At 65.9% G+C, this 24,418-nt stretch carries 30 protein-coding genes, 3 tRNA genes and 1 pseudogene; 13 read left to right on the forward strand and 21 right to left on the reverse strand.

Features of this window, described 5'->3' with window-relative positions:
* Positions 1-34 precede the first annotated feature (34 nt).
* The 4 genes from rpmG to ACZI8W_RS18950 all read right to left on the reverse strand — a co-directional run bounded on the left by rpmG (position 35) and on the right by ACZI8W_RS18950 (position 713).
* On the reverse strand, positions 35-202 hold the full coding sequence (gene rpmG, locus ACZI8W_RS18935; protein WP_031937658.1) for a 50S ribosomal protein L33: 168 nt from the start codon (positions 200-202) through the stop codon (positions 35-37).
* Between the two features lie 61 nt (positions 203-263).
* Positions 264-336, reverse strand: a tRNA-Met gene (locus tag ACZI8W_RS18940).
* 46 nt (positions 337-382) lie between these two features.
* Positions 383-455 (reverse strand) — tRNA-Thr (locus ACZI8W_RS18945).
* Between the two features lie 175 nt (positions 456-630).
* Positions 631-713, reverse strand: a tRNA-Tyr gene (locus ACZI8W_RS18950).
* A gap of 150 nt (positions 714-863) precedes the next feature.
* Here ACZI8W_RS18950 and ACZI8W_RS18955 point away from each other — a divergent pair.
* Positions 864-1,355: a YajQ family cyclic di-GMP-binding protein gene (locus ACZI8W_RS18955; RefSeq protein WP_463370050.1), complete on the forward strand. Its 492-nt coding sequence runs from the start codon at positions 864-866 to the stop codon at positions 1,353-1,355.
* A 40-nt stretch (positions 1,356-1,395) separates the two neighbouring features.
* Here ACZI8W_RS18955 and htpX read toward each other — a convergent pair whose 3' ends face one another.
* Together htpX and ACZI8W_RS18965 are read right to left on the reverse strand one after the other, a co-directional pair.
* Positions 1,396-2,280, reverse strand: a complete 885-nt coding sequence (gene htpX, locus ACZI8W_RS18960) for a zinc metalloprotease HtpX (RefSeq protein ID WP_463370051.1) — start codon at positions 2,278-2,280, stop codon at positions 1,396-1,398.
* Between the two features lie 99 nt (positions 2,281-2,379).
* A complete protein-coding gene (locus tag ACZI8W_RS18965; protein WP_463370052.1) occupies positions 2,380-3,429 on the reverse strand; it encodes a polyprenyl synthetase family protein in 1,050 nt (349 codons plus the stop codon).
* 156 nt (positions 3,430-3,585) lie between these two features.
* Here ACZI8W_RS18965 and ACZI8W_RS18970 point away from each other — a divergent pair, with 156 nt between their 5' ends.
* Complete coding sequence (locus ACZI8W_RS18970; RefSeq protein ID WP_463370053.1) at positions 3,586-4,809, forward strand: geranylgeranyl reductase family protein; 1,224 nt, start codon at positions 3,586-3,588, stop codon at positions 4,807-4,809.
* Positions 4,810-4,820: 11 nt separating this feature from the next.
* Here ACZI8W_RS18970 and ACZI8W_RS18975 read toward each other — a convergent pair whose 3' ends face one another.
* The 7 genes from ACZI8W_RS18975 to ACZI8W_RS19005 form a co-directional block, all read right to left on the reverse strand.
* Positions 4,821-5,519 carry a demethylmenaquinone methyltransferase gene (locus ACZI8W_RS18975; RefSeq protein WP_463370054.1) on the reverse strand — a complete coding sequence of 233 codons (699 nt, stop codon included), beginning with the start codon at positions 5,517-5,519 and terminating at the stop codon, positions 4,821-4,823.
* Between the two features lie 52 nt (positions 5,520-5,571).
* Positions 5,572-6,714, reverse strand: coding sequence for a glycosyltransferase family 4 protein (locus tag ACZI8W_RS18980; protein WP_463370055.1), 1,143 nt, complete (start codon positions 6,712-6,714; stop codon positions 5,572-5,574).
* A gap of 106 nt (positions 6,715-6,820) precedes the next feature.
* Positions 6,821-7,249, reverse strand: coding sequence for a DUF3592 domain-containing protein (locus tag ACZI8W_RS18985; RefSeq protein ID WP_463370056.1), 429 nt, complete (start codon positions 7,247-7,249; stop codon positions 6,821-6,823).
* 86 nt (positions 7,250-7,335) lie between these two features.
* Positions 7,336-8,955, reverse strand: a complete 1,620-nt coding sequence (gene menD / locus ACZI8W_RS18990) for a 2-succinyl-5-enolpyruvyl-6-hydroxy-3-cyclohexene-1-carboxylic-acid synthase (RefSeq protein ID WP_463370057.1) — start codon at positions 8,953-8,955, stop codon at positions 7,336-7,338.
* Positions 8,956-9,042: 87 nt separating this feature from the next.
* On the reverse strand, positions 9,043-9,483 hold the full coding sequence (locus ACZI8W_RS18995) for a DUF6918 family protein (RefSeq protein ID WP_463370083.1): 441 nt from the start codon (positions 9,481-9,483) through the stop codon (positions 9,043-9,045).
* Positions 9,484-9,566: 83 nt separating this feature from the next.
* Positions 9,567-10,574: an o-succinylbenzoate synthase gene (locus tag ACZI8W_RS19000; RefSeq protein WP_463370058.1), complete on the reverse strand. Its 1,008-nt coding sequence runs from the start codon at positions 10,572-10,574 to the stop codon at positions 9,567-9,569.
* Positions 10,571-11,209, reverse strand: coding sequence for a PaaI family thioesterase (locus ACZI8W_RS19005; RefSeq protein WP_463370059.1), 639 nt, complete (start codon positions 11,207-11,209; stop codon positions 10,571-10,573). Before ACZI8W_RS19005 ends, ACZI8W_RS19000 begins: the two co-directional genes overlap by 4 nt.
* Positions 11,210-11,272: 63 nt before the next feature.
* On the opposite strand from ACZI8W_RS19005, the gene ACZI8W_RS19010 reads away from it, so the two are divergent.
* Complete coding sequence (locus tag ACZI8W_RS19010; RefSeq protein WP_463370060.1) at positions 11,273-12,166, forward strand: 1,4-dihydroxy-2-naphthoyl-CoA synthase; 894 nt, start codon at positions 11,273-11,275, stop codon at positions 12,164-12,166.
* A 65-nt stretch (positions 12,167-12,231) separates the two neighbouring features.
* On the opposite strand, the gene ACZI8W_RS19015 is transcribed toward ACZI8W_RS19010, so the two are convergent.
* Positions 12,232-12,516, reverse strand: coding sequence for a DUF4193 family protein (locus ACZI8W_RS19015; RefSeq protein ID WP_463370061.1), 285 nt, complete (start codon positions 12,514-12,516; stop codon positions 12,232-12,234).
* A gap of 222 nt (positions 12,517-12,738) precedes the next feature.
* Between ACZI8W_RS19015 and ACZI8W_RS19020 the strand changes: the two genes are divergently transcribed.
* The 8 genes from ACZI8W_RS19020 (at position 12,739) to ACZI8W_RS19055 (ending at position 18,686) form a co-directional block, all read left to right on the forward strand.
* The gene (locus ACZI8W_RS19020) at positions 12,739-13,902 is read left to right on the forward strand and encodes a DUF418 domain-containing protein (protein ID WP_463370062.1); all 1,164 of its coding nucleotides are present in this window, start codon (positions 12,739-12,741) and stop codon (positions 13,900-13,902) included.
* A 10-nt stretch (positions 13,903-13,912) separates the two neighbouring features.
* Complete coding sequence (locus tag ACZI8W_RS19025) at positions 13,913-14,293, forward strand: VOC family protein (protein WP_463370063.1); 381 nt, start codon at positions 13,913-13,915, stop codon at positions 14,291-14,293.
* 133 nt (positions 14,294-14,426) lie between these two features.
* Positions 14,427-15,650: an inorganic phosphate transporter gene (locus tag ACZI8W_RS19030; RefSeq protein ID WP_463370064.1), complete on the forward strand. Its 1,224-nt coding sequence runs from the start codon at positions 14,427-14,429 to the stop codon at positions 15,648-15,650.
* Positions 15,647-15,919 carry a hypothetical protein gene (locus ACZI8W_RS19035; RefSeq protein WP_463370065.1) on the forward strand — a complete coding sequence of 91 codons (273 nt, stop codon included), beginning with the start codon at positions 15,647-15,649 and terminating at the stop codon, positions 15,917-15,919. Before ACZI8W_RS19030 ends, ACZI8W_RS19035 begins: the two co-directional genes overlap by 4 nt.
* A gap of 30 nt (positions 15,920-15,949) precedes the next feature.
* Complete coding sequence (locus ACZI8W_RS19040) at positions 15,950-16,306, forward strand: DUF3349 domain-containing protein (protein WP_463370066.1); 357 nt, start codon at positions 15,950-15,952, stop codon at positions 16,304-16,306.
* A 12-nt stretch (positions 16,307-16,318) separates the two neighbouring features.
* The gene (locus ACZI8W_RS19045; RefSeq protein ID WP_463370067.1) at positions 16,319-16,615 is read left to right on the forward strand and encodes a DUF3349 domain-containing protein; all 297 of its coding nucleotides are present in this window, start codon (positions 16,319-16,321) and stop codon (positions 16,613-16,615) included.
* A complete protein-coding gene (gene menE, locus ACZI8W_RS19050) occupies positions 16,612-17,760 on the forward strand; it encodes an o-succinylbenzoate--CoA ligase (protein WP_463370068.1) in 1,149 nt (382 codons plus the stop codon). Before ACZI8W_RS19045 ends, menE begins: the two co-directional genes overlap by 4 nt.
* Before the next feature lie 56 nt (positions 17,761-17,816).
* The gene (locus tag ACZI8W_RS19055; RefSeq protein WP_463370069.1) at positions 17,817-18,686 is read left to right on the forward strand and encodes a 1,4-dihydroxy-2-naphthoate polyprenyltransferase; all 870 of its coding nucleotides are present in this window, start codon (positions 17,817-17,819) and stop codon (positions 18,684-18,686) included.
* A 5-nt stretch (positions 18,687-18,691) separates the two neighbouring features.
* Here ACZI8W_RS19055 and ACZI8W_RS19060 read toward each other — a convergent pair whose 3' ends face one another.
* The 5 genes from ACZI8W_RS19060 to ACZI8W_RS19080 form a co-directional block, all read right to left on the reverse strand.
* Positions 18,692-19,081 (reverse strand): phage holin family protein, encoded by a 390-nt coding sequence (locus ACZI8W_RS19060; protein WP_463370070.1) that lies wholly within the window; start codon positions 19,079-19,081, stop codon positions 18,692-18,694.
* 42 nt (positions 19,082-19,123) lie between these two features.
* Positions 19,124-19,705: a Clp protease N-terminal domain-containing protein gene (locus ACZI8W_RS19065; RefSeq protein WP_463370071.1), complete on the reverse strand. Its 582-nt coding sequence runs from the start codon at positions 19,703-19,705 to the stop codon at positions 19,124-19,126.
* Positions 19,706-19,709: 4 nt separating this feature from the next.
* Complete coding sequence (locus tag ACZI8W_RS19070) at positions 19,710-19,928, reverse strand: hypothetical protein (protein ID WP_054805669.1); 219 nt, start codon at positions 19,926-19,928, stop codon at positions 19,710-19,712.
* 82 nt (positions 19,929-20,010) lie between these two features.
* Positions 20,011-21,123: an L-cysteine desulfhydrase Cds1 gene (cds1, locus tag ACZI8W_RS19075; RefSeq protein ID WP_463370072.1), complete on the reverse strand. Its 1,113-nt coding sequence runs from the start codon at positions 21,121-21,123 to the stop codon at positions 20,011-20,013.
* A 2-nt stretch (positions 21,124-21,125) separates the two neighbouring features.
* On the reverse strand, positions 21,126-21,482 hold the full coding sequence (locus tag ACZI8W_RS19080) for a DUF4229 domain-containing protein (RefSeq protein WP_463370073.1): 357 nt from the start codon (positions 21,480-21,482) through the stop codon (positions 21,126-21,128).
* Between the two features lie 200 nt (positions 21,483-21,682).
* Between ACZI8W_RS19080 and ACZI8W_RS19085 the strand changes: the two genes are divergently transcribed.
* Both ACZI8W_RS19085 and ACZI8W_RS19090 read left to right on the forward strand, forming a co-directional pair.
* Positions 21,683-21,892, forward strand: a complete 210-nt coding sequence (locus ACZI8W_RS19085) for a BldC family transcriptional regulator (protein WP_006552323.1) — start codon at positions 21,683-21,685, stop codon at positions 21,890-21,892.
* Positions 21,893-22,117: 225 nt separating this feature from the next.
* Positions 22,118-22,327, forward strand: a complete 210-nt coding sequence (locus tag ACZI8W_RS19090; protein WP_463370074.1) for a hypothetical protein — start codon at positions 22,118-22,120, stop codon at positions 22,325-22,327.
* Here ACZI8W_RS19090 and ACZI8W_RS19095 read toward each other — a convergent pair.
* Complete coding sequence (locus ACZI8W_RS19095) at positions 22,309-23,343, reverse strand: MinD/ParA family ATP-binding protein (RefSeq protein WP_463370075.1); 1,035 nt, start codon at positions 23,341-23,343, stop codon at positions 22,309-22,311. The genes ACZI8W_RS19090 and ACZI8W_RS19095 overlap by 19 nt on opposite strands.
* A 132-nt stretch (positions 23,344-23,475) precedes the next feature.
* Positions 23,476-24,291, reverse strand: a pseudogene (locus tag ACZI8W_RS19100) (RNA-guided endonuclease InsQ/TnpB family protein); the annotation flags it as partial.
* Positions 24,292-24,418: the final 127 nt, after the last annotated feature.

A 24,418-nucleotide genomic window follows, 5' to 3' on the forward strand; every position in this document is an offset into this window, starting at 1 on the left:
GAGAGCTCACGCGTCGACGTCGATCCCGAACAGACTACTTCGACTCGCGATGAGCCTGGTGGGTTCCGCAGTTCGGGCAGAACTTCTTCAGCTCGAGGCGGTCGGGGTCGTTGCGACGGTTCTTCTTGGTGATGTAGTTACGGTGCTTGCACACCTCGCAGGCCAGGGTGATCTTCGGCCGAACGTCGGTGGAGGAGGCCACGGGATGCCTTCTTTCGCGTGAATCTGATCGCGTCGGATCAGGGTGGTTCGTTCTACTTCGGTAGCGGTGACCGGACTTGAACCGGCGACGCAACGATTATGAGTCGTTTGCTCTACCAACTGAGCTACACCGCCTCGGTGTCGAGTGTCGCAAATACAGGGGCGTCACTCCAATCCAGCGAGCCCCCTGACGGAATCGAACCGTCGACCTTTTCCTTACCATGGAAACGCTCTGCCGACTGAGCTAAGGGGGCGCGGCCACCGTGAGCATCTCTGCTCCCTGCGGCCTCCAAAAGATTACACACAGTCACCGTGAGTACAAAATCGGCAGGTAGTTGCGTGAAAACGCACCTTGCGGGGCACCAACGAACGGTACCGCACCCCTAGAAAGCAGAACAGCCCCGATCCGAAGACCGGGGCTGTTCTGTGTGGCAGATGTAGGATTCGAACCTACGTAGGCATACGCCGACGGATTTACAGTCCGCTCCCATTGGCCGCTCGGGCAATCTGCCGGGTGCGATCGGGGCGTGCCCTCGATGCGTTTGGAAGAATACAACGCAGACCCCCCTCAATTGCAAACCGGGTGGTTACGAGATTGCGCGAAGCGTTACCGTCGGCTGACTACCGCCCCTACCGACCGACCCGAAGTGGAGATACTCAACGTGGCTGATTCGTCTTTCGATGTGGTGAGCAAGGTCGACCGCCAGGAGGTGGACAACGCCCTGAACCAGGCGGCGAAGGAAATCTCGAATCGCTTCGACTTCCGGAACACCGGCGCATCCATCGTGTGGGCAGGCGAGGAATCCATCACGATCACCGCCGACACGGAAGACCGCGTGCTCGCGGCACTCGACGTGTTCAAGGAGAAGCTGATCCGGCGCGACTTGTCGCTCAAGGCGTTCGACGCCGGTGAACCGGCCCAGTCCGGAAAGTCCTACAAGCTCACCGGTTCGCTCGTGGAGGGCATCTCGCAGGAGAACGCGAAGAAGATCTCCAAGCTGATCCGGGACGAAGCACCCAAGGGTGTCAAGGCGCAGATCCAGGGTGACGAGCTGCGGGTGAGCAGCAAGAAGCGCGACGATCTCCAGGCAGTGATCTCACTGCTCAAGAACGCAGACCTCGACATCGCACTGCAGTTCGTCAACTATCGCTGAACGGCCCGGAGCAGACTCCGGCAGGACCGGATCGAGAGGCTCAGCGCTGGCCCGCCATGCGTTCGAGCCGCTCGATCCGATCCGCCATGGGCGGGTGGGTCGAGAACAGCCGCCCCACCTTGTCGCCGGCCCGGAACGGGTTCGCGATCATCATGTGCGATTGAGCGGCCAGTTTGGGTTCGGGCGGCAGCGGTGCGGCCTGGGTGCCCATGTCGAGCTTGCGCAGCGCCGACGCCAGCGCCAGCGGGTCGCCGGTGAGCTCGGCACCCGACTGATCGGCCTGATACTCCCGGGAGCGCGACACTGCCAGCTTGACGACCGAGGCCGCGACCGGCCCGAGCAGCGACACCAGCAGCAGCGCGAGCGGGTTGGCACCGCCCCCACGGTTTCCACCGAACGCACTCGCGAAGAAAGCGAAGTTCGCCAAACCGGAGATCACGGCGGCCATGGCGCCGGCGACCGACGAGATCAGAATGTCGCGGTTGTACACATGCGACAGCTCATGGCCGAGGACCGCGCGGAGTTCGCGTTCGTCGAGGATCTGCAGAATGCCGGAAGTGCAGCACACTGCGGCATGGCGGGGGTTTCGTCCGGTCGCGAACGCATTGGGTGCGTTGGTCGGACTGATGTACAGGCGCGGCATGGGCTGGTGCGCGGTCGTCGCGAGTTCACGCACGATGCGATAGATCTGCGGCGCCTCCACCTCGGTGATCGGCTGGGCGTGCATCGCCCGCAGGGCGAGCTTGTCGCTGTTGAAGTACGCGTAGGCGTTCATGCCGACGGCCATGACAACCGAGATCACCAGGATGGTGGTGTTCTGGAACAACGCACCGATGAACACGATCAACGCGGACATCCCGATCAGCAACGCTGCCGTCTTCAGGCGGTTGGCATTTCCGTGCACGTCACGCCTCTTCCCGAACATCGCCCGGACAGGACAGCCATGTCCGCTGCCCGGCCCCGCAATGTCTGTCCCATCTACTTGCCCGTTCAACGGACGAGCAGATCCGGAGGTTCCCGGTGCCTACCCGACGCGGGCGACCGTGAAATCGACCAGACGCCGGAGCGCCTCGTTGGCAGGCCCCTGAGGCAGTGCCCCGAGCTCGGCATGCGCTTGATCGACGTAGGTCTGCAGGGTCTTCTTGGCGGCATCCATACCCGACGACCGCTTGAGCAGCCCGAGCGCTTCCACGACCAACGCTTCGTCTTCGAGTGGACCGACGAGGAGTTCGCGGAGGCGGTCGGCGTCGGCTCCCTCATCCGTCAGGGCGTACAACACCGGCAGCGTGTGAACGCCCTCGCGCAGGTCGGTACCGGGAGTCTTGCCCGAGTCGGTCGTGTCCGACGCAATGTCGATGATGTCGTCGACGATCTGGAATGCGACGCCCACCGCGTCTCCGAGGCGCTCGAGCCGCTCGATCTGCTCGTCGTCGGCACCCGAGAAGGTGCCTCCGAACCGGCCGGCAGCGGCGATCAGCGACCCGGTCTTCTCCCAGACCACACGCAAGTAGTGCTCGACCGGGTCTTTCCTGTCGCTCGCCCCGATGGTTTCACGCATCTGTCCGGTGACCAGTTCGGCGAAGGTCTTCGCGATGACCTCCACTGCGGATGGTCCGAGTGTGGAGGTGAGCCGCGACGCGTGGGCGAACAGGTAGTCGCCGGCAAGAATCGCCACGCTGTTGCCCCATCGCACGTTCGCGCTGGGTGCACCGCGGCGCACGGTCGCCTCGTCCATGACGTCGTCGTGGTAGAGCGTGGCGAGGTGGACGAGCTCCACCACCGTGGCGGCCGTCACAATCGACGGGTCGTTCGGATTCGGCCCCAACTGTCCGGTGAGCACCGCGAACAGCGGCCGGAACCGCTTCCCCCCGGCCTTCGCGAGGTGCAGGGCCGCTTCCGTCAGGAAGTCCTCCCCGTCGGACAGTTCAGCGACCATCAGCGTTTCGACAGCGGCCAGCCCGTCGCGCACGTTCTCGGCCAGGTCCGGGTCGCCGAGTTCCACACCTGCGACCATGGTGTTCGACGCCGTGCCGGCGATCGGCGCCGTCCCCTCAGTGCTCACAGAAGTACCCATCCTGTCTGTCGGCTCCACGGTAGTGAACGCTCCACGGTAGTGAACCTAGCCGCTCGTTTCGTCGCCCACCTCGCCGAGTCGCCGATCCACGCCTGACAAGATGGACGCGTGGTGACCGACAATTCCGCGGGAGAACCGCACCGATCCCTGTCCTCCATGCCCGACAATACCGACGTGCTCGTCGTCGGCGCTGGTCCAGCCGGGTCGTCGGCCGCAACGTGGGCAGCCCGCTCCGGGCGCGAGGTGCTTCTCGTCGACGCCGCCACATTCCCGCGCGACAAGACGTGCGGCGACGGTCTGACGCCCCGGGCCGTGGCCGAGCTGGATCGGCTCGGACTGGGCGAGTGGGTGCGCACCCGCACCGTCAACCGCGGTTTGCGGCTCGAGGGGTTCGGAGGCAGCTTCGAACTTCCGTGGCCGTCCGGGTCGTTCCCGTCATCGGGCAGCGCGGTCCCCCGCACCGAACTCGACGATCGGATCCGCCGCACCGCTGTGGAGGCCGGCGTGCAGATGGTCGAGGGCGCCAAAGCTGTCGATGTGGAGCGTGAGGGCGATCGAGTGACCGCTGTGACCTTCCGCACCGAGGCCGGTCCGCGCACCGTCGCCTGCCGGCGTCTCGTCGTCGCCGACGGCGTCCGTTCCCCCCTGGGAAAGGTGCTCGGCCGCCGATGGCATCGCGACACCGTCTACGGCGTCGCGGCACGCGCATACGCGACGTCCCCTCGCAGCGACGATCCGTGGATCACGTCGCACCTCGAGTTGCGCGACGATGCCGGAGCCTTACAGGCCGGATACGGGTGGGTGTTCCCCCTGGGGACCGGTGAGGTCAACCTCGGCGTAGGAACGCTCGCGACGGCCGCACGGCCCGCGAACGGGTCGCTGCGTCCGTTGATCGAGCTGTACGCGACGAAGCGACGCTCCGAATGGGGCCTCGGCGACGTGACGCGCGTGGCGTCCGCGTTGCTGCCGATGGGTGGTGCCGTCTCGGGCGTGGCCGGATGCAACTGGGCACTCATCGGAGATGCCGCCGCCTGCGTGAATCCGCTCAACGGTGAAGGAATCGACTACGGGCTCGAGGGCGGCCGGCTGATCTCCGACGTCCTCGACTCGGATGATCTCACCGAGATGTGGCCGGCGATGCTGCGCGAGCACTACGGCCGGGCGTTCTCCACGGCCAGGCGGCTCGCGGGCCTGCTCACACGACCGAGGTTCCTTCCCTCGACCGGGCCGGTGGGGATGCGCTCACGTGCCTTGATGACGGTCGCGGTACGGGTGATGGGTAACCTCGTCACCGACGAGGACGACGACCTGGTCGCCCGCATGTGGCGGACCGGTGGACGCCTGTCGATGCGATGGGATCGACAACCGCTCTTCTTCTGAAGAAGAGGCCGCTACCGGACCGCGTGGTGCAACACGGTGATACCGCCCGTGAGGTTGCGCCACCGCACCTCGCTCCATCCGGCGGCCTCGATGCGCTTCGCGAGGTCTTCCTGCGCGGGCCACGCGCGGATCGATTCGGCCAGGTACTCGTAGGCGTCGGGGTTGCTGCTCACCGCTTGGGCCACGCCCGGGAGCACCCGCATGACCAGTTCCAGGTAGACCGACCGCAACGGCTCGCGCACGGGTGTGGAGAACTCGCAGACCACGAGTCGACCGCCGGGCTTCGTCACGCGCGCGATCTCGCGCAGTGCCGCATCGGTGTCGGCGACGTTGCGCAGACCGAACGAGATGGTCGCAGCATCGAACACGGCATCGGCGAACGGCAGCCGCATGGCATCGCCCGCGACCATGGGCACCTTCCGGAACTCACCGGCGTGGAGCATTCCTTTGGAGAAGTCGGTTGCGACGACCCATGCACCGGACCGACCCAGTTCGACGGTCGAGACACCGGTTCCGGCGGCGAGGTCGAGCACCCGCTCCCCCGGTTCGAGATCGAGCGCCGCTCGGGTGGCGCGACGCCACTCCCGGTCCAGACCGAACGTCAGCACCGTGTTGGTCAGGTCGTAACGTGCGGCGACCCCGTCGAACATGGACGCGACCTCGCGCGGCTCCTTGTCGAGAAATGCGCGCGATCCGTGAGTTTTTGGCACGGCCGAAACGTTACCTCGCCGCGCCGCGTGTCCTCCCCGACACCACCCACCGTTACGCGCTACGCGACAGCCTCGAACGGGGGCCTCCTTGCACCTCGTCATAGTGGTCGAGGAGTTGCTCACAGATCACCGGCCAGGTCCGACCCAGGACGCTACGACGGGCCGCACGACCGAACTCCGCTCGCAGTTGCGCGTCGGTGAGCGCACTGAGCGCCCCCGGCAGTAATTCTGCGAACCGGTCGGTCGGCAGCCGGTACCCGTTGCGACAGTGCGCGACCAGATCCCGTGGGCCTCCCGCGTCGGGCACAACGGCCGGCAGACCGCTGGCCTGCGCTTCCTGCACCGCCTGGCAGAACGTCTCGTGCTCGCCCGGATGAACGAAGACATCGAGGCTCGCGTAGGCGCGGGCCAGATCGTCGCCATCCAATTGGCCGGTGAACACCGCCTCGGGCATCAGCGCTTCGAGCCGTGGACGCTCGGGTCCATCGCCCACCACAATGAGCCGGTACGCACCGTCTCTCGCGACGGAAGCGAGCCGCTCGACGTGCTTTTCCGGTGCGAGACGACCGACGAATCCGAGGATCGGCCGCCCGTCCGGAGACCACTGCGCGCGAAGCGCGTGGTCCCTCTTCGACGGTGCGAATCGGTCGATGTCGACACCGCGACCCCACCGGTGGACACGTGGGATGCCGTTGGCGACGAGCGCCTCGACCGCCGCCGACGACGGTGCGAGAGTTCGGTCACATCCCTTGTGGAGTCGCCGTGTCCACCGCCATGACGCGCGTGCCGCGACTCCGAGCCCGTAGCTTTCCGCGAACCCTGCGACATCGGTCTGATAGATCGCAACAGTCGGCACGAGCAACCGCTTCGCCGACGCGAGGCCGCCGGCACCGAGGAAGAACGGCGACGCGAGGTGAATCACATCGGGGTCGAACGCGCGCAAAGTGGAAACCATCTCGAACTGCGGCACCCCGACGGGCAGCGAGCTGATCTTCGGAACCCGCACCGCCGGGACCCTGTGCACGCGAACACCGAGATGCTCGGTCGGGGCAGGAGCGCACCCCGCAACAGTGTCCGGTGCCACGATGACTGCATCGTGACCTGCTCGATCGAGGTGCTCGAGCACCCGCAACACCGAGTTCGTGACGCCGTTGACGTTCGGGAGGAAGGATTCCGCGACGATGGCTACTCGCACCACGCCACTATGACCGACTCACCGGTCGACGAGGTGCGCTCGAGCTGACCGGCCGACGAAGACGAAGCGAACGTTTCGCGCTCGGGCGGTTCCGTGGGTGTCGTGCTCAACCGTGAGGAGCCGGTGCCATCCCGACTTTGGCGAACCTCCGCAGGTACACGAGAAGTCCACCGGCGATCACCCATGTGGCGGCGATCACCGATCCGGCGGGCACGATCGCGATACGTGCGTCCCGACCGGTGACGCGAACCAGATCCGGATCGCTGCGCGCGTACTCCACGGCGATGCGCTGCCCCGCGGTGAGATCAGTGGGGTAGAGCACACCGAGTTCGGGATTGTGCGTCACGCCGTCGGGAGTGACGAAACTCACCGCCGAGCGGAGCGACCCCGCCGATAGCACTTCGGCCGTGGCCGTGCCCATGTCGGACCGGATCGTGTGATCGTTGCGCCACGCACCGAGTACCAGGATCACCGCGAGCACGGAGATTCCGACGGCGATGACGAGAACGGCCCGCCGCGCGCGCCGCGCCGCCACCGCTGTGCGCCCGTTCGAAGTTGTGTTCGGGGCCGAGTCGCGTTCGTCCGCAGTGCGCCCAACACTATGAACATCGGATTCTCGCGTCACAGCTGCGACCGCACCGCCGCATGAAGTTCGCGCAGCCCGGCACGGTCGGTGGTGACCTCGACCACCCGGATTCCCCCGGCGGGCGGAGTGGCATCGGCGAGTGCGATCGCGAGGCCGTGGAGGTCCACACGGCTGTGCGGGACGCGGTACGCCGCGCACAGCGCTGCCAGATCCATCCCGTGAGGAGTGCCGAAAACGCGTTCGAAGACGCCCGCGTATTGAGGATCACCCTGTTCCAGAAGTTCGAAGATTCCACCGCCGTCGTCGTTTGCGACAACGATGGTCAGGTCGCGTGGGCGGGGTTCCGGTGTACCGACCAGCAGGCCCGACGCGTCGTGCAGGAAGGTGAGGTCGCCCATCAATGCGATCGTGCGTCCCGCGTCGTAGGCAAGGGCCGCACCCACCGCCGTCGACACCGTCCCGTCGATCCCCGCGACACCACGGTTGGACAGCACCTTCACGCCCGGCTTCGGATAGCTCACGAGCGCTGCGTCCCGCACCGGGTTGGAGGCGCCGAACAACATCTGGTCTCCGTCGCACAGCGCATCGGTCACGACCGCGGCGACATGCAGACCGGTCGCCTCAGGGTGCGCGTCGAGTTGGGTCCGTACCGCCTTGTCGGTATCCGCAGACAATTGGCGGCACCGTTCGAGCCACGCCTCGTCCGGTGAACCGGAGATCACCGCGCGGGTCCCCGTGGCGACAACGTTTCCGGAGACATCAGGCCAGCGCGGACCGGTCGTCAGCGCGTACACCGCGACATTCGGGTCGGCGAGTAGACGCGACACCGGCCGGTGCAGAGTGGGCCGGCCCGTGATGATGGCCTGCTTCGGCGCGATCCGAGTGAGGGTCAGCGGGTGAACCGGGAGCCCGTGCAACGGTGCGGTGGGCTCGGCGACGGTCGGCAGGCCCGCGAGTTCGGACCGGAATGCCGAACCGTGCCCGGACACCACGATGGTGTCCGGGGTGATGTCGATCTCCACAGGCACGTCGAGCGTCGCATGCACCGTTGCGGTCCATGCCTGGCCATCGGGGCGTCCCTCCGGCACCGCACCTTGCGGACCCACGTCGGGTACCAGCGGTTCGCGGAGTGGAATGTCGAAATGTACGGGGCCGGCGTTGCCGGATCGGGTTCCGCGCGCGGCGGCCAGAACGCGACTCACTGCCGAACGCCACTGGCTGTTCTGTTCGATCCCCTCCGCGAGGCCGAGGCTGATGGTTGCCCGAACCTGACTGCCGAACAATCCGAGCTGCTCGACGGTCTGGTTCGCGCCCGATCCGAGCATCTCGTACGGCCTGTTGGCGGAGAGCACAACGAGCGGGATCCGCGCATAGTTCGCTTCGAGGACCGCGGGTCCCAGGTTCGCCACCGCGGTGCCGGAGGTCATGACGACGGGTACCGGACGTCCGGATGCGAGCGACAAGCCGAGTGCGAGGAAACCTGCGGTCCGCTCGTCGATGCGCATATGCAGCCGCAGGCGCCCGACGTTGTCGGCAGCCTGGAGCGCGAACGCGAGCGGGGCGTTGCGTGAACCGGGGCACAACACGACGTCCCGGACACCGCCCCGAGCGAGTTCGTCGACGACTGCGGTGGCCTGGGCGGTGGACGGGTTCACGGCGTCCAGCGTAATGCGGGACGGGAGCCCGGCGCGGTGTCGGGTCCGAAGGTCCGCCACCACACCGGGCCGAAGCGCTGTTCGCGCCTAGGCCGCGTGCTTCTGGATGAGGGCACCCAGACGCGGCAGTGCCTCGACGACGTGCTTGTGAGCCGAGCCGCGGAGCGAATCGTAGACCTTCTTGACAGCGGCCTTGTCGGTTCGCGCGATCTTGTCGTCGGTCACGCCCAGGAGTGCGTTCGCGACGTCGTCTCCGCGTGCGGTGAGGTAGTCGGCGAACGAGCCATTTCCTGCGAAGTCTGCCCAGAACGGCTGGAGCCGCTCGACGAAGTCGGGCAGGAGGCCTTCGACAGCACTGGGCACGATCGACGGGCCGACCTTCTTCACGGCGCCGTATCCGCCCTTGAGCGCGAGACCCGACGCGCCCTTCTTGTCCGACACCTCAGCGTCGATGAGTGCGAGGACGTCGCTCTGAACTGCCGGGAGTTTATCGGCGCCGAGCAGGGCATCACCGAGAGCTGCAACCACTTCCATGCCTCCGTTTTGTGAAGAATGTGACTGTTGGGACGCCCGAACGATATACGACGATGCACACCGCGCCTACTCCGCACTCACCTGAGCAGCGAATGACATCGGCGCACCCGATCGAGCCACCATCGTTCCCGCTCCGCGTCCACGCGCACAGCGTCGAGTGCGGACCGGGTCGGCGCAACCCTACCGACCGGCAAAGCGCCGCTCGACATGCCCCGAGCGGGCGCCACATCCGCCGTGAAGAAGCCGCCGGTGCCGAGGCCACATGCGAACGGAAGGTCCGGAAGCGCCGCTGCCGCAGCGAGGCCTGCCCCTATCCCCACGGCCGAGTCGAGGGCGCTCGACACGACGACCGGCACACCGTGCTCGGCGAGCTCTCCGGCCAGTGCCAGCAGTCGGCGGACGCCCCCGAGCGGAGCCACTTTGACGATCGCGACATCCGCACCGCCGGCCTGCACCACACGCATCGGATCGTCGGCCCGCCTGATGCTCTCGTCAGCCGCGATCCGAATGTCGCCCGCACCGCGGTGTTGCAGCCTCCGACGGACTTCGACGAGTTCAGGCACGGTGGCACAGGGTTGTTCGGCATATTCGAGGGGAGCATCGGCGGTCAGCGCCGTCAGCGCCGTCAGCGCATCGTCGACGCTCCACCCGCCGTTCGCGTCCACTCGCACGCGGGGAACGAGATCGCGTACCGCGCGGACCCGCGCGAGATCCTGCGCAAGATCCTGACCGCGTTCGGCAACCTTCACCTTCGCTGTACGCGCACCGGGAAACCTCTCCAGTATGCCGGGAACATGCTCTGGATCGACGGCGGGCACCGTTGCGTTGACGGGGACGTGCGAACGCACCGGCGCGGGATCGGTGAGCCATGCCGATTCGAGTGCCGAGCGCAGCCATTCCGCTGCCTCGGCGTCGTCGTACTCGACGAACGGTCCGAATTCACCCCACCCGGCCGGACCCTCGACGAGGACGACCTCCCGCTCGACGATGCCCCGGAACCGCACCCTCATCGGCAGAGCGACGACCACAGCTGTGGCCAACACCTCGTCGAGCGGTGGAATCGCCTCGGCCCCGTGTGGGGTCACGGCTGCCCCGGAAGCAATTCGATCATCAACGCCTCGGAGTCAGCGAGGACCGTTCCGTTCAGATCACGCAACTCGGCACTGCAGAATGCCTTTCGCCCGTCGACGCTGTCCACGCGCCCCTCGACGACGAGTTCATCCCACAACGGCGTGATCTTGCGGTAGTTGACGTGCAGATAGCCGGTGCGGGCGATGGGTCGTCCGGATGCGTGGATGATCATCCCGAACAGATCGTCGAACAGCAACGGAATGGTGCCGCCGTGCACAGCGCCGTTACCCCCGAGGTGGTAGCGGCGGAAATGGCCCCGTTCACGTACGCCGTCGGCGTCGAACTTCTCGAGCGTCCACGGCGGCAGCAACAGGCTGCCGCGTCCGGGAAGGTCGACATTGAACCCGGCCGGCGACTTCCCCTCGCCGACCTGGTACGACTCGAGTAAGTCGCCGAGAGCCTCCGCCTGCGCAATCGCCTGGTCGACGATCTCGTCCGGTGCGTGCGTGGAGACCGCCAGATCCTGCAGGCGACGAAATGCGTCGACGAAGCGGCCGTAGTTCGGTCCGGCCTTCACCGGCTCGTAGACGGGGAAACCGCCGTGATGCTCGTGCGCGTCGTCGCCGTCCCGATGGTTGTGCTCGCTCATGATCCTGCACGGTATCCGCCCCGACCCGCGCACAACGGCACAACCCGGCCTTAAGGTGGCGACGTGACCTTCAATCCTGAACAGTGGCGCCCCATTGCGGGCTTCGAGAACCTTACCGACATCACCTATCACCGTCATGTCGCGCAGGGCACCGTCCGTATCGCATTCGATCGTCCCGAAGTGCGCAATGCGTTCCGTCCGCACACCGTCGACGAGCTGTTTGCCGCACTAGATCACGCACGGACAACCTCCGATGTGGGTGTGGTGCTGCTGACCGGCAACGGCCCGAGCAGCAAAGACGGCGGCTGGGCATTCTGTTCGGGCGGCGATCAACGCATCCGCGGCCGCAGCGGCTATCAATACGCCAGCGGCGAGACCGCCGACACCGTCGACAAGGCTCGCGCGGGTCGCCTGCACATCCTCGAGGTGCAGCGCCTCATCCGGATGATGCCGAAGGTCGTGATCGCGCTCGTGAACGGCTGGGCTGCAGGCGGTGGGCACAGTCTGCACGTGACCTGCGATCTGACGCTCGCGTCGCGCGAGCACGCCCGCTTCAAGCAGACCGACGCCGATGTGGGGAGCTTCGACGGCGGCTACGGCAGCGCGTACCTCGCGAAGATGGTCGGGCAGAAATTCGCCCGCGAGATCTTCTTCCTCGGCGATACGTACACCGCCGAGGATATGCACCACATGGGTGCGGTGAATCGGGTCGTCGACCACGACGAGCTCGAGACTGTCGCGCTCGAGTGGGCCGAGAAGATCAACGGCAAGTCACCGCAGGCCCAGCGGATGCTCAAGTACGCATTCAATCTGCAGGACGACGGTCTCGTCGGCCAGCAGTTGTTCGCAGGTGAAGCTACCCGTCTGGCCTACATGACCGACGAAGCGGTCGAGGGGCGCGACGCCTTCCTCGAGAAGCGCGACCCCGATTGGTCGCCGTACCCGCACTACTACTGAGCGGCACACCGGGCCGAGGACCACTCGGCCCGGTCGTGACACACGGCAGGCCCCCGCGGAAATGGTCAGGCGCAGTCGCGACAGTACGGATCCTCGGTCGGCGCCGACGCCTTCCGGCTGTGATGCTGAACCAGGAAGCAGCGCTGGCAGGTGAACTCGTCCTCTTGGACGGGCACGACGTTCACGCTGAGCTCTTCACCCGACAGATCTGCACCGGGCAGATCCGGCGATTCGATGACCTCGGCTTCGTCGGCGTCGGCAAGTCCCTTCGGCTTCAGTGCGAGCTCGTCGATCGCAGTGCTGGTGCCGGCGACATCGTTGGTGCGTCGGACGTCGTAATCAGTGGTCATCGCAGTCTCCTGGTCCGTGCGGGGCAAGTGTCGTCCCGCCCCGAGGCCGGGGCGTGTCGGTGCAGTTGCGGCACCTCGCGTGCAGGGTGTCCCGTCGCGCGCTTCGTCAAACATCGCGGCGCGACTCGTCTGCGGGACCGGTGCGCATCATCCGATGTGATGACCCGCGGTCCTTCTGCTGCCCGATGCCGAGACAGCGAGTGGTGCCGCAGGGTCGAAGGCATGAGCACCGTCGACACCGCCAGGCCCCGCACCCGGATCGTTGCGCTCGATGTGGCTCGGGGTATCGCAATCCTGGGCACGCTGGGAACGAACATCTGGATCCTCACCGACCCTGCCGGGATCGTCGGCTACCTCGAGACTGCTGGATCGGGCCCGTGGCCGCAGCGCCTCTTGATGCAGCTCGCACAGGGCAAGTTCCTCGGGCTTCTCAGCCTGATGTTCGGGATCGGGCTCGCGATCCAAGCGGCATCGGCCCGCCGCGCGGGACGCCCTTGGCCCGGAAGTTACCGGACCCGAGCATTTCTGCTGTTCGTCGACGGACTCGTGCACTTTTTCCTGGTTGCCGAGTTCGATGTGCTGATGGGGTATGCGCTGGTCTCCATGCTCGTGTGCGGCGTGGTGGTGTCCTCGCGTCGCACCCGGATATGGATTGCCTGCACCGCGGCCGTCGTGCACATGCTGCTCGTGACGGCCCTCGTGGTCGCGCTCACGGCAGCGCCCGACCCGGGTGGTTCCTCGGGCGAGCCGACGGACGTCTACGCGACCGGTAGCTGGTGGGACCTGGTGGTGTTCCGCACCGAGAATTTCCTCGCGTTCCGCGCCGAAGTGATCTTCCTGGTGCCCTTGACGATCGTGTTGTTCCTCGTCGGCGCTGCACTGTTCGAAGCCGGTGTCTTCGACGAGCGAGGTGCTCGACTGCGCCGTATCTTGCTTCTGACCGGCGCTGTCGCGGCACCCGTCGATATCGCGGTGGGCCTGTTCGGCGGCACCGCGGGAACGTTCGCGGCGCGCTACGCGATCGCACCGTTCGTGGCAGTGGGGCTGCTGGCACTGATCGCGCAGTGGTACTCGACTCGCGACCACGTCGGCACCGTCGGCGGATGGCTGCAGGGCGTCGGCCGGACGGCATTGAGTTGCTACATCCTGCAGAACGTTATCGCGTCCCTGATCTGCTACGGGTGGGGATTCGGCCTCGCCGCGCAGATCGATCCCGCGTACCGGACGCAGTTCACGGTGGCCGTGTACATCGTCGTGTGCGCGATTCTCGTCGTCGTGGCCCGGCTGTGGCTCCGCCGCTTCCCGCAGGGGCCGGTCGAGTGGCTGTGGAAGATGTCGTTCGAATCGCTCACCCGTGTCGGTTCCGGCGAAGGGAGCAGACAGTGATCATGGAGACATGGAGATCTTGAGCAGCCGGACGATCCTGCGTCCGCGCGACTACGACGTCACACTGCAGTTCTACGGCCGGACACTGGGCCTTGCGATCGCCCGGGAGTATCCGGGCGGCACCGTGTTCTTCGCGGGCCAGGGGTTGATCGAGATCGCCGCACACGGCGATCATGATGGCGCTCAGCACTTCCATGGAGCGCTGTGGCTTCAGGTTCGGGACGTGTACGCAGCGCAATCGGAACTCACGCTGGCGGGTGTCCCGATCACCCGATCAGCACAGCAGGAGCCGTGGGGGTTGCACGAGATGTGGATCGATGATCCGGACTCGATCCCCATAGTTCTGGTGCAGATCCCGGCAGATCATCCGATCCGCCGCGATCTACGGTGACCTTGCCCGAGTGACGTTGCCCACCACCAGAACCTCCGACCTCGCGTTCGAGTGCAGATCGCGCCCCGGGCACCCGCGAGAAACACCCCATTAGCTGTACATTCACCGCCTGTTTACCTCACAATCAGAAGACGTGACCGCAGAGTTCGTTGTCCTACTGGTAGTGGTCGCCACTGCCCTCGCATTCGATTTCACGAACGGCTTCCACGACACGGGCAACGCGATGGCCACATCCATCGCCACCGGGGCGTTGAAGCCTAAAGTCGCAGTCGGCCTGTCTGCCGTACTCAACCTCGTCGGAGCATTCCTCTCAGTCGAGGTCGCCGCGACAGTCGCCAAGGGTGTGGTGAATCTCGACAACACCGGCGGCTCGGCGCTGTTGCTCATCGTGTTCGCCGGACTCGTCGGCGGTATCCTCTGGAATCTCGCAACCTGGCTGTTCGGCCTGCCCTCGAGTTCTTCGCATGCCCTGTTCGGCGGCCTCATCGGTGCCGCCATCGCCGCCCTCGGCGTGAGTGGCGTGGTGTGGGACGGCGTCCTGGGCAAAGTGATCATCCCCGCCCTGCTCGCGCCTGTCGTCGCCGCACTGGTTGCGACGGTGGGCACGTGGTCGGTTCATCGCCTGACCCACGACATTCCCGAAGAGACTCGCGGTAAGGGCTTCAAGATCGGCCAGATCGGCACCGCATCACTCGTCTCACTCGCGCACGGCACCAACGACGCGCAGAAGACGATGGGCGTGATCTTCCTGGCGCTCGTGGCGTACGGAACCATCACCCCCGACACCGAGATGCCGTTCTGGGTCAAGTTCGCGTGCGCTGTTGCGATTGCCCTCGGCACCTACCTCGGCGGCTGGCGGATCATCCGCACCCTCGGCAAGGGCCTGGTCGAGATCACGCCTCCGCAGGGCATGGCAGCGGAATCCTCCTCGGCTGCCATCATCCTCACGTCGAGCCATTTCGGGCTGCCGTTGTCGACCACCCACGTGGCCACCGGCTCGATCCTCGGCACCGGGCTGGGCACGAAGGGCGCCGAGGTTCGCTGGGGAATCGCCGGTCGAATGGCAGTGGCGTGGCTGATCACCCTGCCGTGTGCCGGTGTGGTCGGTGCCGTGTGCTGGCTGATCGCCCACCTGATCGGTGGCCTTCCCGGTGTTCTCGTCGTGTTCGCGATTCTGTGTGCGCTCGCGGGCGCCATGTATCTGCGGTCACGCCTGCAACCGGTCGATGCGTCCAATGTCAATGCCTCCTGGGAAGGTGACGGCGAAGCCGAGAACAGTGGTGCCGAAGCCGAGAACAGTGGTGCCGAAGCCGAGAACAGTGCCGTTCACGCCGTAGCCAAGGAGGGACGTCCGTGAATCTGTTGGTCTCCACACTCGATTCCCTGTGGCAGGTCGTGCTGGTCGGTCTCGTTCTGGGAGCCGGTCTGCCCGCAGTCTTCGCCCTCGGAATGCGCTCGTTGTCGTTCGGGCGCGACGGCACCGGAGCAGTCGATCCCGGCCGGCAGATACTCGGCCGTGTCGGGGCGATCACGTGTTTCGCCGTGGTCGTCGTCGCGATCATTGCTGGGATACTGCTGTTGACCGCCGACTTCCTGTCCAGCAGCCTCGGCATCCACCTGTTCTGATCACACCGAAGAGAAGGACCAACGATCACTTTGGCTCGGTATCCCCTTCGATCGGTACTGGACTGGCTGCGGGCCGGTTACCCCGAAGGTATCCCTCCTAAGGACCACTTCGCGTTGCTGTCCGTCCTTCGACGCAAGTTGACGGACGAGGACATCGCCAAGATCCTCGAATTGTCGGTCGCGACCGCACACGAGCACCCGCAGCGGCACGTCGACTACGACACGCTCCACAAGATCATCGCAGGAGTGCTGCAGGAGCAGCCGACGGACGAGGACGTCGAACGGGTCACCGAGCACCTCGTCGCGGGAGGATGGCCCGTGGTCGAGACGGACGACGTCGAGACGGACGACGAAACCGGTGACGACCAGCGCACCGGATCGTACTGAGGAGCATCGGCAATGCTTCCTCCGCTCCTCGCCTCGATCATCGAGTGGTTGCGCGCCGGATATCCGGAGGGCGTACCCGAGCAGGATTACGTGCCACTGTTTGCGCTCCTGAAACGACGCCTGTCCGACGACGAGGTCGATCAGATCGCCGACACCCTCGTCGACGAAGGTGATCTGCCGATCAGCAAGACCGACATCGCCGTCCTCATCACCGAGATCACCAACGAGATGCCGCTCGGGCACGACATCGACCGAGTCCGGGTGCATCTCGAGGCTGGTGGTTGGCCGCTCACAGGGCACGACCTGTGAGCCCGAGCCTCACGGTCCTCGACGTTCCGGCCGGCGACCACGTCCACCGTGCCGTGCCTGCGCTCCAACGCATGCTCGACGGCCAGGGTCCGCCCCTGCTGCCGGTTCCCGCCGGTAACGATCAGGAGATCCGCCGCTTGACCGACGCGCTGCACCCCGGCGAACCGATCGACGACGCGATCGGTCTGGTCGTCGCGACGTCGGGTACCACCGGCACCCCCAAAGGCGCCCAACTCACCGCGACAGCCTTACGCGCCAGCGGAGGTGCCACACACGAACGGATCGGTGGCACCGGCTCGTGGCTCCTCGCACTGCCGGCACACCACATCGCGGGGATCCAGGTGCTGCTGCGGAGCATCCTGTCGGGCACCGAGCCCGTGATCGTGGACGTATCCGACGGATTCGATCCCGGAGCCCTGCCTGCCGCGGTCGCGGCGATGCGTGGGCCGCGACGCTATTCGTCGATGGTGCCGACCCAGCTCATCAAGACTCTCGACCATCCGGACGCACTCGCGGCACTCGCAGAACTCGACGCGATTCTGCTCGGCGGTGCGGCCACGCCGGAACCGGTCCTGCGACGTGCACGTGAGGCCGGTGTGAACGTCGTGCGCACCTACGGGATGAGTGAGACGTGCGGCGGTTGCGTCTACGACGGTGTTCCGCTGACCGGCGTCGATGTTCGCATCGATGCGGACACGCGCGTATGGCTCGGTGGTTCGGTGCTCGCATCCGGCTATCGTGGGTTTCCGGCACACCCGGCGTTCGCGGAACCGGGCTGGTTCCGTACCGACGACGCCGGGCTGATCGATGACGGTGTTCTCCGCATACTCGGTCGGCTCGACGAGGCCATCTCGTCCGGTGGGCTCACGGTGATGCCGCAAGTCGTCGAATCCGTCCTCGGCGAGCACCCCGCGATCCGGGAGGTCGCGGTGATCGGACTGCCCGACGACCGGCTCGGCCAGCGGGTGGCGGCGGTGGTCGTTCCGGAGGATGGCGTGCCGCCCACACTCGACGAGCTTCGGGAGTGGGTGTCCGCGACCCTGGACGCGACCGCAGCTCCTCGCGAGCTGCACCTCCTCGACGCGCTTCCGCTGCGTGGGCCCGGCAAGGTCGACCGTCGCGCTCTGGTCACCGCGTTGTCTTGAACGACACGGCGGGTCCCACCCCCGCCGGTCGCACACCGAAGTGCGAAGATCGACGAATGGCAACCGCTGGTCAATGGCTCGAAGGAGCTCGCCCCCGTACCCTCCCGAACGCGATCTCTCCGGTCATCGTGGGTACAGGTGCCGCTGCCGCACTCGGTGCAGCGGTGTGGTGGAAAGCGCTGCTCGCCCTGGTGGTCTCGCTCGCCCTCAACATCGGGGTCAATCTGGCCAACGACTATTCCGACGGGATCCGCGGCACTGACGACGAGCGCGTCGGGCCGATGCGTCTGGTCGGTTCGGGCGCGGCGTCTCCCGGCGCCGTCAAGCGCGCTGCCTTCGCGTGTTTCGGGGTCGCCGCGGTCGCGGGTCTCGTGCTTGCACTGACGAGCGCGTGGTGGCTGATCCTGGTGGGCCTCGTGTGCATCGTGGGCGCGTGGTACTACACCGGCGGCCGCACGCCGTACGGCTACAGCGGCCTCGGTGAAGTGGCCGTGTTCGTGTTCTTCGGTTTGGTCGCGGTGCTCGGCACACTGTTCGTGCAGGCCGAGCAGCTCACCCTCGCCGGATTGGCGGGTGCGGTGTCGATGGGCTGCTTCTCCAGCGCGGTCATGGTGACGAACAACCTGCGCGACATCCCGACCGACACCGAGAGCGGTAAGCGCACACTCGCCGTCCGGCTGGGCGACCCACGCACCCGCGCACTGCATCTCGGCTTGCTCACGACGCCGTTCGTCATGTCGCTCGCGCTGGTGACGGCGACGCCGTGGGCGCTGGCCGGATTGTTCGCTGCACCGCTCGCGGTGCGCGCGCATGCGCCGGTGCGTTCGGGTGGGCTCGGACTCGAGCTCCTGCCGGCATTACGCGACACCGCCCTGGCGATGCTGGTGTGGGCGGTGGCGACAGGTCTCGCGCTCGCGTTCGGCTGAGCTTCTCAATCCCGGTCGGGGACGACAAGTCCGAGGATGAAGTTGACGATGGCGATGATGAGTCCGCCCCAGAACGCCGCCCAGAATCCCGAGATCGTGAGGCCGCCGTCGAAGAAGTCGGCCACCCACGATGTCAGCCACAGCATGAGGGCGTTGATGACGAGCAGGAACAGCCCGAGACTCAGGATCACCAACGGGAGCGACAGGAGCTTCACGAGCGGCTTCACCAAGGCGTTGACCACGGTGAAGATCGCTGCGAGGATCAGCAGCTTGATCGCCGTGTCGAGGGTGAACTCTCCTCCGTCGACGCCGACGATGTCGATGCCGGTGACGAGGCGGGCCGCGAGCCACAATCCGATCGCGTTGATGATCAATCGCAGGATCAGTGAAATCATGCTGCCACTGTGACATACGAGCCCGCGAGAGGCGGGCGTGGCTCAGGCGGCAGCGCCGAGTTGCTCCAGAACCACCTGTCGGAGGCGGTCACGAGTCACATGCGCCTCGATCAGCGCGGTGGTCTCCGTGTCGTCGCTCCGGATCACTCCCAGGACGATGTGTTCGGCTTCGATCGACCGGGCGTGGTGGGCGATAGCCTCGCGCAGCGACAGTTCGAGAGTTTTCTTGGCACCCTTGTCGAACGGGATGTGCCTGCCGAACAGATCCGAGAACCGGCCGCGCTGCCCCTTGACCGCGGTCTCGGCCGGCCTGTCGAGCACGCCTTCACCGAAGGTCTCCTCGAGCCGTGCTCGTACAGCATCGAGGTCGATGCCGATCGCTTCGAGCGCGGCGGCGTCGTCGGGCCCCAGCGGATCGTCCCGGTTCATCGCGGCCAGATGAGTGCGCACCCCGTCGATCGTCAGGCCGACACCGGCAAGTGACAGACGAAGCCGTTCTTCGGCGGTGACGAGTACACCGAGCAGCACGTGCGCGGGGGTGATCCGATCGGCGTGCAGGCGGAGAGCTTCGGTCTGAGCGGCGACGACCGCGGAGCGTGCACTGTCGGAGAAACGTTCGAACATGAATCTACCTGCGCTTCCGGTTGTACTTCTGATGGACGGCCTGTCTGCTCACCTCAAGCGAGTCTGCGATCGCCTGCCATGACCATCCCTGTCGGCGTGCGCTCTCCACCTGGATGGATTCGAGCCGTTCGAGCAGGCGGCGCAGGGCAACGACAGCGCGCAGCCCTTCGGCGGGATCGGGGCTCGCAGCAGATGCGGCGAGCGTGGTGGCTTCATTGCTCATGATGTCAATATAGGTTGACATCATGAGGGTTGTCAATGAACGTTGACAACCCTTCGTCCGTCGGGTGAACCCGAGCACGGGGTCAGTCGTCGTCGCGCGGATCCCATCGACCTGTCGCAGCAAACTTCTCGAGCACCTCGACCCACCCCGACATCTCGAGCCCTTCGGTGGCCAGCCAGTCATCGGAGTAGTAGGTGCCGGCATAACGCTCACCGCCGTCGCACAGCAGAGTCACCACACTGCCCTTCCGGCCGGCGGCCAGCATCTGACCGATCAGACCGAACGCGCCCCACAGGTTGGTTCCCGTCGATCCGCCGACACGCCTGCCCAGTACGGCGCTCCCGTGGCGCATCGCTGCGATCGATGCAGCGTCGGGCACCCGGACCATGCGATCGACCACTTGCGGCACGAACGAAGGTTCGACGCGTGGCCGGCCGATTCCCTCGATCCGGGACGGCATTCCGGTCGCGTAGTCCGTCACGCCGGTCTCGTACGATCCGAAGAAAGCCGAATTCTCCGGGTCGACAACCGCAAGCCGGGTGCCGTGACGGCGGTATCGCAGATATCGGCCGATCGTCGCACTGGTTCCGCCGGTACCGGCACCCACGACGATCCACTCCGGGACAGGGTGCCGTTCGAGCCGCATCTGCTCGAAGATCGACTCTGCGATGTTGTTGTTGCCGCGCCAGTCCGTAGCGCGTTCGGCATTGGTGAACTGATCGAGATAGCACCCACCGAGCTCGTCGGCGAGGCGTTCGGCCTCGGTGTAGATCTCTGGGGGACGGTCGACGTAGTGACACCGCCCGCCGTGCGCCTCGATCAATGCAACCTTCGCCGGGGAGGTCCGTCGCGGCACTACCGCGACGAAGTCGAGTCCCAGCAGCTTTGCGAAGTACGCCTCACTCACCGCCGTCGAACCGGACGAGGCCTCGATCACGGGCGTACTCTCACCGATCGATCCGTTGCACAGTCCGTACAGGAACAGCGACCGGGCGAGCCGGTGTTTGAGACTACCGGTGATGTGCGTCGATTCGTCCTTGAGGTAGAGATCGATTCCCCATTCCGCGGGCAACGGATATCTCAGCAGATGCGTGTCGGCGCTGCGCTGCGCATCGGCTTCGATCAACCGGACCGCGTTGTCCGCCCAGTCGCGGGACGCACTGCGATCGACCGCACCCGGGCCGAGATCCGCCACGCCTAGCCCTCTCCGCGCAGACGATTCTCGAGGTCGGCGCGCGTGCTGCGTCGCCGCTCGTCGACCGCAGCGATACTCTCGTTCACCCGGCGACGCAGAGGCGCGAAGAGCACCAGCGACAAGGGCAATGCGATGAGAACTGCGAACAGTGCCGCGATGAGCAACGGGATCTCGACGCCGAACGCCCGCGGAAGGTACAGGACAGCGACCGCGAGGACCACGACGAGACCTAGCCGGGCCAGCGAGTACAACGCGACATCGCGCACGAGTGTGCCAGTGCCTGAATTCGTCGGGTTCGGGGTGTTTCGACCCGGCTCGCCCGGGGTATTCGGTGCTTCGGTGCGGTGTTCGTCGGTCACTCCACCAGGGTAACCGGCAGTGCGGATCCCACCGCTCACCGAAGGCTTGGCATATACCGGAGATCCGTCCGTTTTGTCCATTACTTCCGCTTTACCAAGTACTGACCGTTCGAGCAACCAGGGGTCCCGGTGTCAACATGGCGTAGGACAACCCGATCGAACAACTCGATCACGACAAATCACCCGGGAGGACATTCGCAATGAGCGCACCCACCTTCAACGGCGCCAAGGAATCCCTGCTCACCCCCGGCCAGGTCGCCGCTCTCTTCCACGTGGATCCCAAGACCGTGACCCGCTGGGCACATGCCGGTCGACTCGGTTCACTCCGTACACCGGGCGGCCACCGCCGATTCCGCGAATCCGAGGTCCTCGCGCTGCTCCGCTCGCTGACCACCGAAGCCACTCGCTGAGGCCACCGCTCGGCCTCGAACCCGAGGTCGAGCGCCCCTCGTTTCCGATCGCTGTGTCCCGATCGTTCGGACGAACCACGCGATCGCGACGTTCACTACACTCGCGAGTCCCACTCCGATGTACCCGCGCCGGTGTCGCACTCGGCCAAGCCGCATAGACTGGTAGAAATCGGACAGTACGACGTCGAAGCCCGATCGGCGTCGGGCACAGCCAGGAGGTGCATCGTGCTCTATTTGTTGGCACTCATCGGTGCGGTAACGCTCGCCTTTCTGCTGTGGAAAGCCTTCGGACCCGATCTGAGCAAGACTCCGACCCGGGGCCTCGGCCCAGACGACGACCCCGAGTTCCTCTGGAAGGTCGATCGTGAGGTCCGCCGTCGGCACACCGACGAATCCGGCCGGACCGAGGGCCCGGGTCAGGACAGCAAAGACTGATATTCCGCCCCTGCAGGTCGCCCGAAATCAGTCGCCACCTCGGCGGCGAGCCGGAGCAGCGCGCGACGCGTGCGGGGGTGCAATCGTTCGAGGTCCACTTCGGCTCCTTCCTCCAGATGAGGATCGAACGGCAACAGATGCACGGCTCTGCATCGCTGCTCGAAATGCCCCACCACGCGATCGAGGTCGACTTTGCCCGATCGCGGGCGGACAGAATTGACCACTGCGACCGCGCTACTCACCAGATCGCGGTAACCGTGCGCGTCGAGCCAGTCGAGCGTCGCCGACGCACTTCGCGCGCCGTCCACCGAGCCCGAACTGATGACCACCAGCGCATCTGTGTTCTCGAGGATCGCGCGCATCGCCGAGTGCATCAATCCCGTGCCGCAATCGGTGAGGACGATGCTGTAGAAGCGCTCGAGTAGCGCGAGGGTCCGCTCGTAGTCCTGCGCACTGAACGCTTCGGAGACCGCGGGATCGCTGTCGGAGGCGAGCACCTCGAGTCGGTGTGCGTTCTGCGAGGTGTAGGCTCGCGCATCGCTGTAGCGTTCGATGTGTTGCTCGTCGCGCAGGAGCGTCCGCACAGTGGCCGAGGTTTCCGTCGGAACCTTCTGACTCAGCGTGCCGCGGTCGGGATTCGCATCCACCGCGACCACGCGGTCACCCCTCAGCGCGGCGAATGTCGACCCGAGGGTCACCGTCGTAGTGGTCTTGCCGACACCGCCCTTGAGGCTGAGCAGCGCTATGCGATAGCACCCGCGTAGTGGTTGCGAGACCTGGTCGGCAAGCTCTCTGCGCCGCTGATCACGCGCACTGTCGCCTACGTCGATCCGTCCACCGGTCGCCTGGAAGAGCGCGCGCCGCCATCCCCGTTCGGGTGCCGGCGCGACCCGACGGACGAGAAGCGACGAGCCGAGGTCCTGAGCCGAGAGGCTCGTCGTGTCCCGAGCCGAGAGGCTCGTCGTATCACAGTCCGACGGGTTCGTTGCCGGTAGCCGCTCGGATCTTTCTGTCATCCGCGTCCCCCGATCGCAGTTCCTCACGTCGCCGAGGACGATAGCAGGTTGACTTCCTCCCGGCCCTGAAGGTCCGGGATTCCCTGACTCGCGACAGGGCGTTCCTGTTTCATCGAGGTTGCCTCTCCGCGCTTATGCGCGCAGAGGTCTTATACCGTCTCCGCAGGCTTGCACCGCCAGTCCGACGGCAAGAATGTTCTTCGCGGCGTTGTGGTCCCGGTCGTGGACCGTCCCGCACTGCGGGCACGTCCAGTCCCGGATGTCCAGCGGCAGCGTGTCCACGATGCGCCCACATGCCGAGCACGTCTTCGACGACGGGTAGAACCGGTCGATCGCGATGATCTGCCGGCCGTGCCAGTCGGCCTTGTACTCGAGAATCGACCGGAAACTCGCCCAACTCGCGTCCGAGATACTGCGGGCGAGGCTGTGGTTGCGGACCATGTTCCGCACGCTCAGGTCCTCGATGGCGATCACTTGGTTGTCGCGCACCAGTCGAGTGGAGAGCTTGTGCAGATGGTCCCGGCGCCGATCGGCGATACGGGCGTGGACCTTGGCGACCTTCTGCCGTGCCTTGGCCCGGTTGTTCGACCCTTTCTGTTTGTGCGCCAGTGCGCGTTGCGCCTTGGCGAGCTTGACGCGGTCCTTGCGCTCGTGCCGGGGATTGTGGATCTTCTCCCCCGTCGAGAGTGTGTAGAGGCTGCTGATCCCGGCGTCGAGTCCGACCGTGGCCTCGCTCTGGTTGTGCTCGAGGATCGCGTCCTCGACCAGGATGGAGATGTGATACCGGCCCGCACTGTCTTTCGACACCGTGACCTGCGACGGGGCAGCACCCTCCGGCAGCGGGCGAGACCACCGGATGTCCAGCGGCTCCGCCTGCTTCGCGAGTGTGATACGCCCGTCCCGCCAGCTGAAACAATTCGAATAGTAGGTCGCCGAATCCTTCGACTTCCGTTCACTGAGTTTCAAGTTCTCTCAGTGATCCGGGAATTACTTCCCGGAAGTCCCGGTGCCGCACATTCGACCCGTGGGTAGACGATTCGTTGGGGACTGCTTGCTGGGCAAGTCTGACATCTCC

Source organism: Rhodococcus ruitaii (assembly GCF_055230935.1).